The organism is Bradyrhizobium sp. DN3 (assembly GCF_041357655.1).
GTDB lineage: Bacteria > Pseudomonadota > Alphaproteobacteria > Rhizobiales > Xanthobacteraceae > Bradyrhizobium.
This window is the reverse complement of the sequence record NZ_JAULLN010000051.1, coordinates 17,336-32,628: the sequence shown is the minus strand read 5'-3', so window position 1 is coordinate 32,628 and position 15,293 is coordinate 17,336. Positions and strand designations below refer to the sequence as shown.

The following is a 15,293-nucleotide window of genomic DNA, read 5'->3' as shown; positions in this document are numbered from 1 at the left end:
GCTACGCATTTCGCTTCGCTGCATGCGTAGCGACCCTCCCCCTCCAGGGGAGGGTAAGAGAAACGCCCTCTACACCACCTTGCTGCTTCCCTGCGTGATCAGCCGCGCCGCCCGCTGGTCGCGGGAGTAGATCCAGAGCCAGCTGAGGGCGACGCTGAGGCGGTGGCGGAGGCCGATCAGGAAGTAGATGTGGGCGATGCCCCAGATCCACCAGGCGATGGTGCCGCGCAGCTTGATGCGGCCGAAGTCGATCACCGCGAGCCGCTTGCCGATCTGCGCGAGGCTGCCGGCGTGCTTGTAGCGGAAGGCGCCCTTCGTCTCGCCACGCAGCCGCGCTCTGATAGTCTCAGCGACATGGCGGCCTTGCTGCTTGGCCGCGGGCGCGATGCCGGGCACCGGCTTGCCCTCCCAGGCGTTGATGTTGATGGTGTCGCCGATCGCAAAGATCTCGGGATGGCCCGGAATCGTCAGGTCGCCCTCGACCTGCACGCGGCCGGCGCGATCGCTTGGTGCGCCCAGCCATTCGGCAGCGGGCGAAGCGCGCACGCCGGCGGCCCAGATCCTGGTCTTGGCGTTGAGCCGCGTGCCGCCGAACACCACGCCGTCGCGGTCGATCTCGGTCACGGGTTGCCCCAGCACCACCTCGACGCCGATTTTCTCCAGCGAGGCCTGCGCGTAAGCCGAGAGGTCGTCGGCAAAGCCCGCGAGCACGCGCGGGCCGGCTTCGATCAGCACGACGCGCGCCTTCGTCGTGTCGATGTTGCGGAAATCGCCGGGCAGAGTGTGGTGCGCCATCTCGGCGATGGTGCCGGCGAGCTCGACGCCGGTCGGGCCGGCGCCGACGATGACGAAGGTCAGCCGCGCCGCGCGCCTCTCCGGATCCGTCTCGCGCTCGGCGCGCTCGAATGCCACCAGGATATGCCGGCGCAGCGTGGTCGCGTCCTCCAGCGTCTTCAGGCCGGGCGCGAACTGCTCCCATTCGTCATGGCCGAAATAGGCGTGCCGTGCGCCGGTGGCGAGCACGAGGGTGTCGTAAGGCACCTCGCTGCCGTCGTCGATCAGCACGCAGCGCCTGTCGGTGTCGACGCCGCTGACGGTCGCAAACAGCGTCGTCACCTCGCGCCGGCCCCGCATGAGATGGCGGACTGGCCAGGCGATCTCGCTGGTCGCGAGCGAAGCGGTTGCGACCTGGTAGAGCAGCGGCTGGAACAGATGATGGTTGCGGCGATCGATCAGCGTGATCTCGACCGGCGCGCCCGCGAGCCGGTAGGTCGTCTCCAGCCCGCCAAAGCCGGCTCCGACGATGACGACGCGGTGCGGTGTCGTGGTCATGATGTGCCCCTCGAATCTCGCTGCTCTACCTTCTCATTTAAGTGCGGATTGGCCGTAGCGGTCCAATAGCCGTCATCAATCGGAGCATAGGCCTGGCGTATCGATCCGCCGCGAAAAAGTGCCGCAGCCTTGACCATGCCTTGGCCGAAGTGAGTAGAATTATATTTCTTGCCATCCCCAATTCTGGCGAAATATGGTGCAGGGACGGACGCTGAGCCATTGGCGGCTCGACAGATTTTGCGTTCAATAAAGACTGGCCCGGTGCGGCGATCACCCCGTTTCCGGGATCGATAATCAAGGAGGGGAGTGGTTATGAGGACGGCATTCTGGCTGGCGGGCGCAGCGGCGCTGGTGCTGGCAAATCCGGCATTCGCCGGCGACACCATCAAGATCGGCTTCGTCTCGACCTTCAGCGGCCCGACCGCCGTGATCGGTAATGACATGCGCAATTCCTTCGAGCTCGCGCTCGACCATCTCGGCCGCAAGATGGGCGGCAAGCCGGTCGAGGTGATCTACGAGGACGACGGGCAGAAGCCGGATGTCGGCAAGCAGAAGACCGAGAAGCTGGTGCAATCCGACAAGGTCGATTTCATCGTCGGCTACATCTGGTCGAACGTACTGCTGGCCTCGCTCAAGACCGCGGTGGACTCGCAGACCTTCCTGATCTCGGCCAATGCCGGTCCCTCGCAGCTCGCCGGCGAGCTGTGCTCGCCTTACGTGTTCTCGACCTCCTGGCAGAACGACCAGACCCCGCAGGCGGTCGGCACCTATATGAACCAGAAGGGCGTCAAGTCGGTGTTCCTGATCGGCCCGAACTACGCCGCCGGCAAGGACATGCTGGCCGGCGTCAAGAGCACCTTCAAGGGTCAGGTCGTGGGTGAGGAATACACGGTGTGGCCGAGCCAGCTCGACTTCTCCGCCGAGCTCACCAAGGCCAAGAACTCCAAGGCCGAATCGATCTTCGTGTTCTATCCGGGCGCGGCCGGCGTCCAGTTCCTCAATCAATACGCCCAGGCCGGCATCAAAGCGCAGATTCCGCTCTACACCGCCTTCACGATCGACGAATTGTCGCTGCCGCTGCAGAAGGACAACGCGCTCGGCGTGCCTGGTGCGCAGCAATGGGTCAACGATCTGCCCAACGACGAAAACAAGAAATTCGTCGCCGACTACCGCAAGAAGTATACCGGCCTGCGCCCGACCTTCTACGGCGCGCAGTCCTATGATGCCGCGAACCTGATCAACAGCGCGGTCGTTGCCGTGAAGGGCGACACCTCGAAGAAGGACGCGATGAAGGCCGAAATGGAGAAGGTGAACTTCAAATCGGTGCGCGGCCCGTTCAAATACGGCAACAACCACATCCCGATCCAGAACTTCTACCTGCAGGACGTGGTCAAGGACGCCGACGGCCAGCTCGCACTGAAGACCGTCGCCACCATCGTCGAGCACGACCAGGATCGTTTCCACGACAAGTGCAAGATGAAGTGAGGTCTCGCTTCTCCCTCTCCCCGCTTGCGGGGAGAGGGTAGGGTGAGGGGGAGCCCCCGCGGGGACGGAGACAGTCGAATTCCCCGATGCTCCCCACACCGTCCTTGCGAGCCAACGGGTCCGCGCGAAGCGCGGCCCGATGACAGGCTCCGCGAAGCAATCCAGAGTCTTTCCGCGGAGGGATTCTGGATTGCTTCGCTGCGCTCGCAATGACGTGTTGAGGGAGCTTGGTTCCGACGGACATCTGACTCGCGGAGAGTCCCCCTCACCCGCCGCGCTACGCGCGTCGGCCTCTCCCCGCTGGCGGGGAGAGGCGAAGGGCCGCGCTTGCAGAGTTAAATTCTTGGCACGCTCGATGGGCGCACTTCGCGAGCCTGCGCTGCGAGCCTGATGCCGGCGTTGGCCGCGCCAAAGCCCTGATAGTTTCGCCGCTCGACGATCTCAAAGAAGAAGCGCTCGTCGAAGATGTGGGTGTAGACCTGGAAGAATTCGCCGTCGCCCTCACGGTCGTAGAGGATGTGGTTGGCGCGCAGTTGCGCCATCAGCTCGGGCGCGAGGTCGTATTTGGCCTCGATGTCGTCGTAGTAATTATCAGGGATATCCAGGAAATCCGCGCCGCGCTTGCGCATCTCCGCGACCGTCGCAAAAATGTCCCGGCATGCGAACGCGACGTGCTGCACGCCGGAGCCGAAGAACTCCGAGATGAAGCGCGATGGCAGCGTGCGGTTGGCGGAGGAACCGTTGAGGACGAAGCGCAGGCTCTGGTCTGCGTTGATGATGGCCTGGCTCTGCACCAGGCCTCTGGGGTCGGCGATCTCCATCTGCGGCAGCCGCGTCAGGTCGAGAATGCCGGTGTAGAACAGCAGCCAGGACAGCATCTCGTCATAGGGCATCGATTGCGCGATGTGATCGACCGCCAAAACTGCATCGGCGCTCGTCTCGCTCGCGACCGGTTCGAAATCGGTGTCCCAGTTCTTGCCGGCCTGATCCAGGAAATAGAGCAGGCTGCCTCCGACGCCGTGGATCGCCGGGATCTCCAGCTCGCCCGGTCCGACCGGCTGATAGAAGGTGCGCGCCTTCAGCGCTTCGGCGCGCTGCATGGCAAGGCCCGCATTGTCGACGTTGAGCGCGATCGCACAGACGCCGGGACCGTGGGTGACGTAATGCGAATGCGCGAAGCCGTCGGTCTCGCAATTGATCACGAGCTCGACCTTGCCCTGCGACCAGCGCTCCACCGCCTTGCTGCGGTGCTTGCCGGTCTTGCGGAAACCGAGCTGCGCGAACAGGCGGGCAAGCTCGCCCGCCTTGGTCTCGTTGACGGCGAATTCGACGAAGCCGGTACCGTAGCTCCTGGCCTTCGGCGCCAGCGGCTCGTGGACGAGCTTTGGCCAGTCCGCTGCGAGCTGGTCCTCGAGCAGGATCAGCGAGCGCAGGCCATCGATCGCGGTCTGCGCCGCCGAGCCGGCGCGAAATTGGTCGTTGAAGATCTCCAGCGACAGCGGCCCGGCATAGCCGGTCGCCGCGACCGCCGCCATGAACTCGCCGACCGGCAGGTCACCCTGGCCGGGGAAAGAACGGAAGTGCCGGCTCCAGGAGAGGATGTCGAGCTCGAGCTTTGGCGCGTCCGCAAGCTGAACCAGAAAAATCTTGTCGCCGGGGATCGAGGCCATCGCGCGCGTTGGAAAGCCCGGGGCCAGCGCGTGAAAACTGTCGAGGATGATGCCGATCGCGGCGTGATCGGCGCGGCGCACGATCTCCCAGGCATCGCGGTAGTCGTTAACATGGCGTCCCCAGGCCAGCGCCTCGTAGCCGACGCGCAAGCCACGTTTCGCCGCACGCTCGCCGAGCTCGCGAAAATCGTCGGCGGCGCGATCGATGCCGCCGAGCGAGGCGGGCGAAACGTTGGAGCAGATCAGCAGGAGATCGGTGCCGAGCTCCTGCATCAAATCGAACTTGCGCTCCGCGCGGGCAAAGTTGCGCGAACGCTGCGGCTCCGGCATGCCTTCGAAATCGCGGAACGGTTGGAACGCGCAGATCTCGAGATTGAGATCCTTGCACAGGCGCGCGACCTCGCGCGGGCTGGCGCCGAACGACAGCAGATCGTTCTCGAAGATCTCGACCGCGTCGAACCCGGCTGATGCGGCGGCGCGGAGCTTCTCGTCCAGTGCGCCGGAGAGGGAAACCGTTGCGATCGAGCGCTTGTTCATGCTGCCTGCTCCATGATCCGGCCCGGCGATACCGTGCGTCCCGTGCGCGCGGCTTCGCTCACGGCTTCGACGACCGCGAGCGTGCCCATCGCATCTTCGACCGAGATCAGCGGCTGCTCGCGGCCCGCGATCACGGCCTGGAAATGCCGCAGCTGCTCGGCGAGCGGATCGTAAGCGGAGAGTGCGACGGGCTCGCGAACCAGGGGCGCGTGCCAGCCGGGATTTTCTGGATACGACCACAGCTCCATGGTCGGCACCGCCAGCGAGCCGTTGGTGCCGGCGAAGACGTAACAGGGCTGGTCCTGTCTGGGATAGACCGCGTTCTCGCCCGCCGTCAGCTCCCAGCTCCACGGTGCCGGCGTTGCATCGGAGACCGTCACCGTTCCGAGCGCACCATTGGCAAAGCGCAGCAGCAGCGCGGCAGTGTCCTCGACCGCGAAGCGGCGGACTTTGTTCGACGTTAGCGCCTGCACCTCGGCGATCTCGCCGCAGACGAAGCGGAGATTGTCGATGTCGTGGATCAGATTGATCAGCAGCGGCCCGCCGCCCTGTTCGCGCCGCCAGGCGACCTCGAAATAATCGTCGGGTTTCTTCAGCAGCCACAGCCCGGCCACGGCGGTGAGCTGGCCGAGCTTGCCGGTCGCGACCGCCTCGCGGGCGGCCTTGATGATCGGATTGTGGCGGCGGTGGTGACCGACCAGCATCGGCACGCCGCTGCGCTTGACCGCCTCACAGAGGCGACGTGCCGCTGCGACGCTGTCGGTCACCGGCTTTTCGATCAGCGCCGGCACGCCCGCCGCGGCGCAGTCGAGCGCCATGGGCAGATGCAGCGTGTTCGGCGAGGCGATGATCAGCCCGTCCGGCTTCTCCTGCTCCAGCAAAGTGCGATGATCGGCATAGCAGGGCGTGTTGTGCGCCCGCGCAAAATCGCCAGCGGCCGGCGAAGGATCGGCAATGCCGGCCAGCACGCAATCCGGCGATGCCTCGATCAGCTCGATATGGCGGCGGCCGATCAGGCCCGCGCCGGCAACGGCGATGCGTATCTTGGCGCTCATGCCGCGCTCTCCTCCATGGCACCGCCCAGGAAGAGCTGGCCGATGCGGGGATCGTTCAAAATGCGCTTGGCGTCGTCGACCATGCGGGTCTGGCCGAGCTCGAGCACGATGCCGATGTCGGAAATCTCCAGCGCCGAGCGTGCGTTCTGCTCGATCATCAGGATCGTGACGCCGCGGTCGCGCAAGCTCTTGAGGATGTCGAAGGTCTGCTGCACCATCAGCGGCGACAGGCCGATCGAAGGCTCGTCGATCAGCACCAGCTTCGGTTCGAGCAGCAGCGAGCGGGCGATCTCGAGCTGCTTCTGCTCGCCGCCGGACAGCGTAGAAGCCTGCTGCGTCGATTTCCGCCGCAGCGCCGGGAACAGGTCGAGTGCCGCCTCGATCCGCCTCGGTAGGTCGAGGCCCTTCCCGGCAGCGACGCCGCCGAGCTCGATATTGTGGCGCACGGACAGCTCGGGAAAGATGTTGCGGCCCTGCGGCACGTAGCAGATGCCGGCATTGAGCAGCGCGCGCTGGCTCAAGTTCGTGACGTCGCTGCCAGCAAAGCTGATCTTGCCCTCGCGCAGCTTGAGTAGGCCGAAGATGGCCTTGAACACGGTCGACTTGCCGGCGCCGTTCGGGCCGATGATCGTCGTGATCGTGGCTTGAGGTAGGGCGAAGGTCGTGCCGTTCAAAATCGTCATCTTGCCGTAGCCGCCGACGAGATTGTGAACCGCGAGGATCGGGTCGCTCATGGTCCGCTCCTTCAATGACCCAAATAGGCTTCGATCACGGCGGGGTTTTTCCTCACCTCCTCCGGTCGTCCCATCGCCAGCACCTTGCCTTCCGCCATCACCATGACGCGCGAGCACAGCGACATCACGAACTCCATGTTGTGCTCGATCACGACGAAGGTGGCGTTCTTCTCGCGGTTGATCGCGACCAGGCGGTCCTTCAGGTCCGCCAGCATCGACGGGTTGACGCCGCCAGCGGGCTCGTCGAGCAACACGAGGCGCGGGCCGCCCATGAAGGCCATGGCGGCATCGAGCAGCTTCTGCTGGCCATAGGAGAGGCCGCCGGCCGGCTCGTCCGCGAGATGGTCGAGCTTGAAAAAGCCGATCATCTGGTTGGCGCTATCAGTCAGCCCGGCATCGGAGCGGCCGACCAGGCGCGAGGCCATGTTGCCCTGGTGCTCCTGGCCCGCGAGGATCAGGTTCTCGCGCACCGAGAGCTTTGGGAAGACCTGCAGGAGCTGGAAGGTGCGGCTGACCCCAAGCTTATTGAGCTCGGCGGGCCGCAGGCCCGTGACGAGCTTGCCGTCGAGCTTGACCTCGCCGCCTGATGGCGTGAGCTGGCCGAGGATGCAGTTGAACAGGGTCGACTTGCCGCAGCCATTCGGCCCGATCAGGCCGAGGATCTCGCCCTCGCGCACGTCGAACGAGACGCCGTCGACGGCGCTGATGCCGCCAAAGTTCTTCTTGATATTGGTAACCTCGAGGACCGCGCTCATTGCACCGTCTCCAGGCGGGATTTGGCGACGGCGCGCAGCGCGGACGCTGCCTTGGTCCGCCGTGCCGCCATGGCGCGGTCGAGGATTCCCAAAATGCCGGTCGGCGACCAGATCAGCAGCAGCATGACGGCGATCGCGTAGAGCATGAGATAATAGCCCTCCGTGAAGCGCAGCCATTCCGGCAACAGCACCGCGATCATCGCGCCGAGGAAGGGGCCGAAATAGAAGCCGGCACCGCCGACGATCACCATCATCAACAGATCGAGCGAGAGGGACAGGTTGAACGGCACGGGATCGATATATTGCGTCAGCGGCGCGTAAAGCGCGCCGGCGACGCCGCCAAGCGCCGAGCCGATCGCAAACGCCATCAGCGTGTAGCGGCGGGTGTCGACGCCGAGCGATTGCGCGCGCAGCGGGTTTTCGCGCAGCGCCATGAAGGCGCGGCCCCAGGGCGAGCGGATCAGCCACCACACCGCAAGCGACACGATCGCGAGCGAGCCGAGGCAGACATAGTAGAACGGCAGCGGCTTGTTGGTCGCTAGCCCAAAGATATGCGGGCGCGGGATGTTGGAGATGCCGTAGATGCCGCCGGTGAGCCAGCTCTCGTTGCGGAACACCAGGAAGGCGAGAGTGGAGAAGGCGAGCGTGACGAAGGCGAGGTAGTGGTGCTGCACGCGCAGCGCCGGATAGCCGAGCACCCAGCCGACCGCGAAGCTTAAGGCAATCGCGACCAGTATTGCCGCCGGCAGCGGCCAGCCATGGGTGGTCATGATCGCCGCCGCATAGGCGCCCATGCCCACGAAGGCCCCCTGCGCCAGCGAGACCTGGCCGGCATAGCCGAGCGTGAGGTTGAGCCCCATCGCGGCGATGCTCATCACCGCCCATTGGCTGAGGATGAACAGGCCGTAGCGGTTGAAGTTCATGGGAACCACGATCAGCGCGGCGATGACGGCAAGGCCGAGCGCGATCTTCAGGGGTTTGGCGAAGCCGCTCATACGGTGCGCTCCTCGGCGCGGCCGAGCAAGCCCTGCGGCCGGAACAGGATGACGGCGATTAGGAAGATCATCGGCACCGCGGCGCGGTACTGCGTCGAGACATAGGCGGCCGCGAGATTGTCGAGCACGCCAATCAAGAGACCGCCGGCGATCGCGCCGCGCACCTGGTTGAAGCCGCCGACGATCGCGGCGATGAAGGCGGCCTGGCCCAGCACTTCGCCAGAGGAGAATTTGGCGAGATAGATCGGCGTGATCAGCAGCGAAGCCAGCGCCACCAGGAAGGCGTTGATCAGGAAGGTCAGCAGGATCATGCGCTCGACCGGCACGCCGATGATGCGCGCCACCGTCGGGTTTTGCGCTGCCGCCTGCATCTGGTGGCCGAGCGAGGTGCGGTTGAGAAGTGCCGTCAGTCCGAAGACAGCGAGAATAGCGACGACGAGCACGCCGATGCTTTGCAGCGACACCGCATGGCCGAGAATGGAGATGTCGCCAGTCGGCACGATCGACGGGAAGGGCGAGGCCTCGGCGCTGAAGAACTGCTTGACGGATTCCTTGATGCCGATCGCCAGCGCCATGGTCGCGATCGCCAGCGGCAGCACGCCATGGCGCATCATCGGATCGACCAGCAGCATCTTGAAGGCGAGGCCGAGCAGGATCATCGATAAGAGGATGCCGAGGATGATCGCGAGCCAGAACGGCGCGCCGGCATGCATTACCGCCAGCATCAGGAACGCCGGCAGCATCACGAACTCGCCTTGGGCGAAATTGATGGTCTGCGAGGTCTGCCACAGCAGCGTGAAGCCGACCGCGACCAGCGCATAGATCGCGCCGGTGGCAAGTCCCGCGACCAGAAGATCGAACAGATTGGACATGGGTTCTCTTTGATCGTTAGAGCCCGAGGGAACTGGATCGACGCGAGTTCAGGTCTATCACTCCCTCTCCCCGCGAAGAGCGGGGCGAGGGAGAAGAACTCCCCGCAAGCGGGGAGAGGTGAAGGACCACGTCCCTCACTTCACTTTCGGCAACACCTGCTTCACCACCTGCTTGCCTTCGACCACCTCGACCAGGAAGCTCTGGCGGTCGATGTCGCCGGTGTCGCTGAAGGTGACGTCCATCAGGATGCCCGGCTCGTCCGCGGCCTTGATGGTCAGGCCGTGCAGCGTGTCGGCAAACTTCTTCGGATCGACCTTGCCCATCTTCTCGGTGGTGGCCTTCACCATGTAGACGGCGAGATAGCCCTTCAGGCCGTTGTGGTCGGGCACGTAATTGTACTTCTTCGAAAACTTCTCGCGGAACGCCTTGATCAGGTCGACCGGCGCGTCGGTGGTGAGGCCGACATGGCCGCGCGCGCCATTGGCGGCATCGCCGGCGAGTTCGATCACCTTCTGGCCGATCAGCGTGGTCTCGCCCATCAGCGGCGCGGTGACACCCTGGCGCTTCAGTTCTTTCAGGATACGCGCGCTCTCTTCTTCGTTCAGGTAGATGAACACGGCATCGGGATTGGCGGCCTTGATCTTGCCGACGTCGGCGGCGAAATCGGCCTGGCCCGCTTCGGTCGAGAGGTCGGCGACCACCTTGGAGCCGAGCCGATCGAGCTCCTTGACGACGACATCGCGGCCGCCGCGGCCGAAATCATTATTGACCCAGACCACCGCGACCGACTTCGCCTTCATCTCGTCGTGGATGTATTTGGCGACCTTCGGCATCGAGGATTGCTGGCCGAACGAGGTGCGGAACAGGAACTTGTTGCCTGCTTGCGTCAGCTCGGCGGCTTCGCCACCCATGATCTGCGCGATGCCGGCTTCGGCGGCGAGCGGCGCGGTCACCTTGACCGAGCCGGAATAGCCGGGCCCGAGCAGCACATAAGGCTCGGCGTCGAGCGCCTTCTGCACCTGGGCGCGGGCGACGCCCGGGTTGGACTGCGAGTCGGCGTGAGTGACCTCGAGCTTGCGGCCGAGCACGCCGCCCTTGGCGTTGATCTCCTCGATCGCGAGGTCGATGCCGTTCTTCCAGTTGGTGCCGACGGTGGCGCCGCCGCCCGAGAGCTCGGCGACGTCGGCGAGCTTGATCGCCTGGGCCAAAGCGCTCGTTGCCGTCATGGCGGTGAGCAGCGCGCCCACCAGTAGCGTTGATTTCATCGTCCTCTCCTCCCGTTTCAAATCTTGCAAGCGGCCTTGTGCCCGGCCGCTTCGTCTCAAGCTGCCTGATAGGCGGCGCTGCGCGCGGCCATCACCGCATCAAAAGCCTCTCCCATGATCTCGGCCGATGGGGCAAGGCCCGTGAACAGTTCGAAGGCGTCGGCGGCCTGGTAGATCGCGAGCTCGCGGCCGGTCATGATCCGAGCGCCTTTCTCTCGCGCTGCGGCAAGCAGCGGCGTGATCAGCGGCGAATAGACGGCATCGGCGACCCACAGGTCTGCGCTGAGCAGCGCCGCCGGCACTGGCGTGTCTCGGCTCGGTAGCATGCCGACCGGCGTGCCGTTGACGAGGCCGGTTGCGCCATCGAGCGCATTCTCGACGCTTCCGGCCATCCTCGCGCCGCCCTGCCTGGCAAGCAGCGAGGCGAGTTTCTCGGCGCGCGCAGGTTCGCTGTCAAAAATGCGGATGTCGGTCACGTCCAGGCTCGCCAGCGCAAACGCGATCGCCTTGCCGACGCCGCCGGCGCCGATCACGGCAACGGCATTGGCGGACGGCGCCAGCAGCGGCGCCACCGCGCGCGCAAAGCCGGTGGTGTCGGTGTTGTGGCCGGTCAGCCGGCCGTCCCTGACGACGACGGTGTTGACCGCCCCCATGGCGGCAGCGCCTGGCGCCAGCGCGTCGAGCAGCGGGACCACGGCTTCCTTGTAAGGGTAAGTGACGTTGACGCCGGCAAAGCCGAGCCGCCGCACGCCTTCGAGCATCAAACTGAGCCCGGCCGCATCGGCGCCGGCCACTTCGATGAGCTGGTAGTGGCCGCGCAGGCCAAGCGCCTCGGCGGCGCGCTCATGCATGGCGGGGGACGCGGAATGCGCGATCGGCGCGCCGATCAGGCCTGTGAGAAGCTTCTTGCTGGCAGCGTATCCGCGCTTCGACATGGTTCGCTATCGTCTCGTTGGGAGCGTCCGGTCCCGGCCATTAGCGGGGAAATCCGCGCAATTCCAGCTGCGACGATAGTCTTTCCCCGGCCTAACACAATTACCCTTTTATCCGGCAAACCTAACATAATGTTATTTCTTCCGCGCGCGTGCCGGACCGGCCTTGCTGTTGCCGCGGGACGGCTCGACCGCGCGCATCTCGGCGCGCAGGGCGTCGATGAAGTACTCGGCATGGAGCGACAACGGCGCGCCGCGCTTCACGGCGATGTAAGTGTCGAACCGCGTCGGCTCGGTGATCTTCAACAGCTCGATTCCGGGATAGCCGCCATGGGCCACCGTGAACTGGTCGATGATGGCGATGCCGAGCCCGGCCTTCACCAGCGCGCAGACCGTGGTGCCGAAGCGCGCGCGGATGGTGATGTTGTAGTCGAGCCGGTTGCGCGCGAAGATCTCGGCCATGATCCGCCCGTAGGGATCGTTGGGATCGATGCCGATCAGCGGATAGCGGGTGATCTCGGCGGCGGAGACCTGCTTGCGGCCGGCGAGCTCGTGACCCGGCGGCACGATGCAATAGAGCTCGCCCGAGGCGAGCGGCATGAAGTCGAGCCCGGAATGCTCCAGCCGGTAGCTCATCGCCACGCACTCGCCGCGGCCGAGCATCAGATAGTCGATGGCTTCCTCGAGCTTGAGGATGTTGATGTCGATGCCAAGATCGGGATAGCGGCGACGCACGCGCTCGATCGCGCGCGGCACCATCACCTGCGAGATGCTCGGCACCGAGCCGATGCGCAGCTCCGACAATCCACCGCGGCCGATCTTGGAGATGATCTCGGAGAGATCGTCGACCTTCTTGTAGACGCCGTTGATCTGCTCGAAGATGTTCTCGGCTTCCGGCGTCGGGAAATAGCGCCCGTTCTGGCGCTGGAAGAAGCGGATGCCGAGCGAGCGCTCGGTGTATTTGACGAGGCGGCTGATCCCCGGCGCCGAGACGTTGAGCAGCTTCGCCGCGCCGCCGATGGTGCCCGTCACCATCACGGCACGGATCACCTCAACCTGGCGCAGCGTCATCATGTCCTGGCATCCGAAGCATGATCGTGGTGGCGGGCGGCCTTCCCTCTCCCCTTGTGGGAGAGGGGTCTCGCCGCGAAGCGGCGAGACGGGTGAGGGGTTCTCTCCGCCTTGCGAGCTCTCGCATTTGAACGCGCGGAGACAACCCCTCATCCGGCGCTTCGCGCCACCTTCTCCCACAAGGGGAGAAGGGAAGGCAATGGTCAAACTGTTTCGACGAAAATCGGCACGTTCAAGGGCGTCGCTCGCGCTGGGCGCGTCGTTTGCTGCGGCTGCGTTCTAGCTTGCCGGGCCCTCGGGCAAGAGGCTGTCCGCCAGCTCCGCGCGCTCGCTTTGCAGCACCTCACGCGCGAACTCGATGATCTTCTGCTTGTTTGCCGTTTGGCGGACGGCGAAAAACACGCGGTTCAATTCCAGGCCGAGCACGCTGTTGAGGGCGATGTCCTCGTCTTGCATCGTGGTTTTCCCGCTACGGACGCGTTCAGGTGTATCTGGACCTCACTTCTTCCACAAGTAGATTAAATCTTCGGTGCGGACGGAACACCGGCAAACTACGGGAGCAGCGAATTGAGGCAGCCCCCAAATACGTGCTATACGGCAGGGCGAGAGTCAGGAAATGCACTGATGTCCGCCGTAGACTATGGCCGGGAGGCGCTCGACTTCATCGAAGGCCTGGGAGCCTATACCAAGGTTCCGGACGCCATGGACGCGCTTGCAACCGCGTTCGGCCGATACGGTTTCGAACATATCATCGTAACGGGCTTGCCGAATCCCGATCAACGCTTTTCCCAGATGGTACTCGCCAAGAAGTGGCCGGCGGAGTGGTTCGACCTCTACATCCAAAAGAGCTACGACCGTGTCGACCCCGTGATCCGCAAATGCCGGCAGACGGTGAACCCTTTCGAGTGGTCTGAGGCGCCGTACGATCCGGAGCTGGAGCCGGGCGCGGTGGAGGTGATGCGGCGCGCCGCCGATTTCCGCATGTCGCGCGGCTTCGTCGTGCCGATCCACGGCTTGACCGGCTATGAGGCCGGCGTCTCGCTCGGTGGTGTCCACCTCGATCTCAACGCGCGCAGCAAGCCCGCGCTGCACCTGATCGGGATGTACGGCTTCGATCACATTCGCCGTCTGCTCGATCCGGCGCCGCATCCGTCGATGCGCCTGACCCCACGCGAGCGCGAGGTGATCGCCTGGGCGTCGCAAGGCAAGTCCGCCTGGGAGATCGGCGAGATCCTGCACATCACGCAACGCACGGCGGAAGAGCATCTTGCAACTGCCGCGCGCAAGCTCGGTGCCGTCAACCGGACGCATGCGGTCGCGATCGCGATCCGCCACAGAATCATCAATCCCTGAAATCCTCGCCTACTGGGAAATTTCCCAATAGTCGACTTTGCCTTTTTCGCTGAGGCTCCCCCTCATTTCGAGCCATGGGGGAGTTCATGATTCATGTGATTTCTGCCGTCAATCGGCACCTCTACGAAGACGTTCTCGAACAGTATTTTCGGGTTCGTCACGAGATTTTTGTCGAGGAGCGGAAATGGGAGGCGCTACGCAAGCCCGACGGCCGCGAGATTGATAGCTACGACAATGAGGACGCGGTCTACCTGCTGGCTCTCGAAAACCGCCGGGTGCTCGGCGGCTCCCGCCTGTATCCCACCACCAGACCGACGATGATGAGCGAAGTCTTTCCGCATCTCGCGGCGGTGCGTGGTTGCCCGTCGGACCCGCTGGTCTGGGAGTGGTCGCGCTTCTTCGTGTCGCGCGAGCGACGCGACGGCGCGTTCAATCTGCAATTGATGACGGCTGCGCAGGAGTTCTGTCTCGATCAGGGCATCGAGCGTCTGTGTCTCGTCATGGAGACGTGGTGGTTGCCGCGGTTCAACGACATCGGATTCGTCGTGACGCCCCTGGGATTGCCGGCGCTGGTGGAAAATTCCTGGACCATGGCGGCAACGATCGAGGTCCGTCAGGAGTCGCTCGATGTCGTACGTGACCGTATCGGAATGACGAGCGTCATCCAGCAGGACGGTCCGCGGATCGACTGCATTGCCCGTGCCAACCTCCGCGGCCTTGCCGCGCAACGAAAGAGCGCCTGAGATGTCGAACCTGATGCGGGACAGCCAGATCATGGCGCAGACCAAGGACGAGAACCTCGGCTACATGTCCGACATGGCGCTCGAGCTGGCGCAGATGGCGGACGATTCCGGATTGGCGACGCTGGCCTACCTGTTCCGGATGGCCGCGCTGGAGGCCTCGACGGCCAACAGCGTGCTCGCCGAACCGGACGACTTTCCCCAGCAGATGACGTCGCACTAGACGCATCTCTCGCCAAATTTCGACAACATTCGCACCCTCCCTCGTCCTGCCGGGGGAGGGTGATCGTTTGGGTGCGGCAGGTTGCCCCATGCCGCGCGGCAACCTTTTTGCACTGCAGAGCAGGTTTCGGCCGCGCACGCCGAGATGCAACAAAGTGCATGTTTGGTGTCAAATCGCTCTTGCCTCGGAACGATACTGCCATTACCCATTTTTCGGCCTTGAACAGGCAGGGGGAGCTCTTTCACTGATGGCGACTGTGTTCGAACATCGGCG

Annotated in this window: 15 protein-coding genes; 4 read left to right on the top strand and 11 right to left on the bottom strand. The window is 64.5% G+C overall.

From position 1 onward, the window contains the following. Positions 1–69 precede the first annotated feature (69 nt). On the bottom strand, positions 70–1,332 hold the full coding sequence (locus tag AAE027_RS38075) for an NAD(P)/FAD-dependent oxidoreductase (protein WP_370990968.1): 1,263 nt from the start codon (positions 1,330–1,332) through the stop codon (positions 70–72). Between the two features lie 312 nt (positions 1,333–1,644). Here AAE027_RS38075 and AAE027_RS38070 point away from each other — a divergent pair, with 312 nt between their 5' ends. Next, positions 1,645–2,817: an ABC transporter substrate-binding protein gene (locus AAE027_RS38070; protein ID WP_128936920.1), complete on the top strand. Its 1,173-nt coding sequence runs from the start codon at positions 1,645–1,647 to the stop codon at positions 2,815–2,817. Positions 2,818–3,152: 335 nt separating this feature from the next. Here AAE027_RS38070 and AAE027_RS38065 read toward each other — a convergent pair whose 3' ends face one another. From AAE027_RS38065 to AAE027_RS38020, 10 genes are all read right to left on the bottom strand, one after another. Then, positions 3,153–5,024, bottom strand: coding sequence for a bifunctional sugar phosphate isomerase/epimerase/4-hydroxyphenylpyruvate dioxygenase family protein (locus tag AAE027_RS38065; RefSeq protein WP_370990967.1), 1,872 nt, complete (start codon positions 5,022–5,024; stop codon positions 3,153–3,155). Continuing rightward, positions 5,021–6,079, bottom strand: coding sequence for a Gfo/Idh/MocA family protein (locus AAE027_RS38060; protein ID WP_370990966.1), 1,059 nt, complete (start codon positions 6,077–6,079; stop codon positions 5,021–5,023). Before AAE027_RS38060 ends, AAE027_RS38065 begins: the two co-directional genes overlap by 4 nt. After that, positions 6,076–6,813: an ABC transporter ATP-binding protein gene (locus tag AAE027_RS38055; RefSeq protein WP_479714265.1), complete on the bottom strand. Its 738-nt coding sequence runs from the start codon at positions 6,811–6,813 to the stop codon at positions 6,076–6,078. Before AAE027_RS38055 ends, AAE027_RS38060 begins: the two co-directional genes overlap by 4 nt. Positions 6,814–6,824: 11 nt before the next feature. After that, complete coding sequence (locus AAE027_RS38050; protein WP_370990964.1) at positions 6,825–7,568, bottom strand: ABC transporter ATP-binding protein; 744 nt, start codon at positions 7,566–7,568, stop codon at positions 6,825–6,827. Continuing rightward, positions 7,565–8,563, bottom strand: a complete 999-nt coding sequence (locus AAE027_RS38045; protein WP_091884846.1) for a branched-chain amino acid ABC transporter permease — start codon at positions 8,561–8,563, stop codon at positions 7,565–7,567. Before AAE027_RS38045 ends, AAE027_RS38050 begins: the two co-directional genes overlap by 4 nt. Continuing rightward, on the bottom strand, positions 8,560–9,435 hold the full coding sequence (locus AAE027_RS38040; RefSeq protein ID WP_128936914.1) for a branched-chain amino acid ABC transporter permease: 876 nt from the start codon (positions 9,433–9,435) through the stop codon (positions 8,560–8,562). Before AAE027_RS38040 ends, AAE027_RS38045 begins: the two co-directional genes overlap by 4 nt. 135 nt (positions 9,436–9,570) lie before the next feature. Then, positions 9,571–10,701, bottom strand: coding sequence for an ABC transporter substrate-binding protein (locus AAE027_RS38035; protein WP_370990963.1), 1,131 nt, complete (start codon positions 10,699–10,701; stop codon positions 9,571–9,573). Between the two features lie 56 nt (positions 10,702–10,757). Continuing rightward, positions 10,758–11,636, bottom strand: coding sequence for a shikimate dehydrogenase (locus AAE027_RS38030; protein WP_370990962.1), 879 nt, complete (start codon positions 11,634–11,636; stop codon positions 10,758–10,760). Between the two features lie 132 nt (positions 11,637–11,768). Further along, positions 11,769–12,707, bottom strand: a complete 939-nt coding sequence (locus tag AAE027_RS38025) for a LysR family transcriptional regulator (RefSeq protein ID WP_091884859.1) — start codon at positions 12,705–12,707, stop codon at positions 11,769–11,771. 276 nt (positions 12,708–12,983) lie between these two features. Next, positions 12,984–13,160, bottom strand: a complete 177-nt coding sequence (locus tag AAE027_RS38020) for a hypothetical protein (protein WP_091884862.1) — start codon at positions 13,158–13,160, stop codon at positions 12,984–12,986. 168 nt (positions 13,161–13,328) lie between these two features. Between AAE027_RS38020 and AAE027_RS38015 the strand changes: the two genes are divergently transcribed. From AAE027_RS38015 to AAE027_RS38005, 3 genes are all read left to right on the top strand, one after another. Then, a complete protein-coding gene (locus AAE027_RS38015; RefSeq protein WP_128955851.1) occupies positions 13,329–14,057 on the top strand; it encodes a helix-turn-helix transcriptional regulator in 729 nt (242 codons plus the stop codon). An 86-nt stretch (positions 14,058–14,143) separates the two neighbouring features. Then, on the top strand, positions 14,144–14,800 hold the full coding sequence (locus AAE027_RS38010) for an acyl-homoserine-lactone synthase (protein ID WP_370990961.1): 657 nt from the start codon (positions 14,144–14,146) through the stop codon (positions 14,798–14,800). Between the two features lies 1 nt (position 14,801). Next, entirely contained in the window at positions 14,802–15,020 is a 219-nt protein-coding gene (locus AAE027_RS38005) for a hypothetical protein (protein ID WP_091884873.1), read from the top strand. Positions 15,021–15,293: the final 273 nt, after the last annotated feature.

Excerpts from the sequence above, each read along its gene's own strand:
- AAE027_RS38075 (WP_370990968.1), bottom strand. The coding sequence starts at position 1,332 with ATGACCACGACACCGCACCGCGTCGTCATCGTCGGAGCCGGCTTTGGC.
- AAE027_RS38070 (WP_128936920.1), top strand. The coding sequence starts at position 1,645 with ATGAGGACGGCATTCTGGCTGGCGGGCGCAGCGGCGCTGGTGCTGGCA.
- AAE027_RS38065 (WP_370990967.1), bottom strand. The coding sequence starts at position 5,024 with ATGAACAAGCGCTCGATCGCAACGGTTTCCCTCTCCGGCGCACTGGAC.
- AAE027_RS38060 (WP_370990966.1), bottom strand. The coding sequence starts at position 6,079 with ATGAGCGCCAAGATACGCATCGCCGTTGCCGGCGCGGGCCTGATCGGC.
- AAE027_RS38055 (WP_479714265.1), bottom strand. The coding sequence starts at position 6,813 with ATGAGCGACCCGATCCTCGCGGTTCACAATCTCGTCGGCGGCTACGGC.
- AAE027_RS38050 (WP_370990964.1), bottom strand. The coding sequence starts at position 7,568 with ATGAGCGCGGTCCTCGAGGTTACCAATATCAAGAAGAACTTTGGCGGC.
- AAE027_RS38045 (WP_091884846.1), bottom strand. The coding sequence starts at position 8,563 with ATGAGCGGCTTCGCCAAACCCCTGAAGATCGCGCTCGGCCTTGCCGTC.
- AAE027_RS38040 (WP_128936914.1), bottom strand. The coding sequence starts at position 9,435 with ATGTCCAATCTGTTCGATCTTCTGGTCGCGGGACTTGCCACCGGCGCG.
- AAE027_RS38035 (WP_370990963.1), bottom strand. The coding sequence starts at position 10,701 with ATGAAATCAACGCTACTGGTGGGCGCGCTGCTCACCGCCATGACGGCA.
- AAE027_RS38030 (WP_370990962.1), bottom strand. The coding sequence starts at position 11,636 with ATGTCGAAGCGCGGATACGCTGCCAGCAAGAAGCTTCTCACAGGCCTG.
- AAE027_RS38025 (WP_091884859.1), bottom strand. The coding sequence starts at position 12,707 with ATGATGACGCTGCGCCAGGTTGAGGTGATCCGTGCCGTGATGGTGACG.
- AAE027_RS38020 (WP_091884862.1), bottom strand. The coding sequence starts at position 13,160 with ATGCAAGACGAGGACATCGCCCTCAACAGCGTGCTCGGCCTGGAATTG.
- AAE027_RS38015 (WP_128955851.1), top strand. The coding sequence starts at position 13,329 with ATGTCCGCCGTAGACTATGGCCGGGAGGCGCTCGACTTCATCGAAGGC.
- AAE027_RS38010 (WP_370990961.1), top strand. The coding sequence starts at position 14,144 with ATGATTCATGTGATTTCTGCCGTCAATCGGCACCTCTACGAAGACGTT.
- AAE027_RS38005 (WP_091884873.1), top strand. The coding sequence starts at position 14,802 with ATGTCGAACCTGATGCGGGACAGCCAGATCATGGCGCAGACCAAGGAC.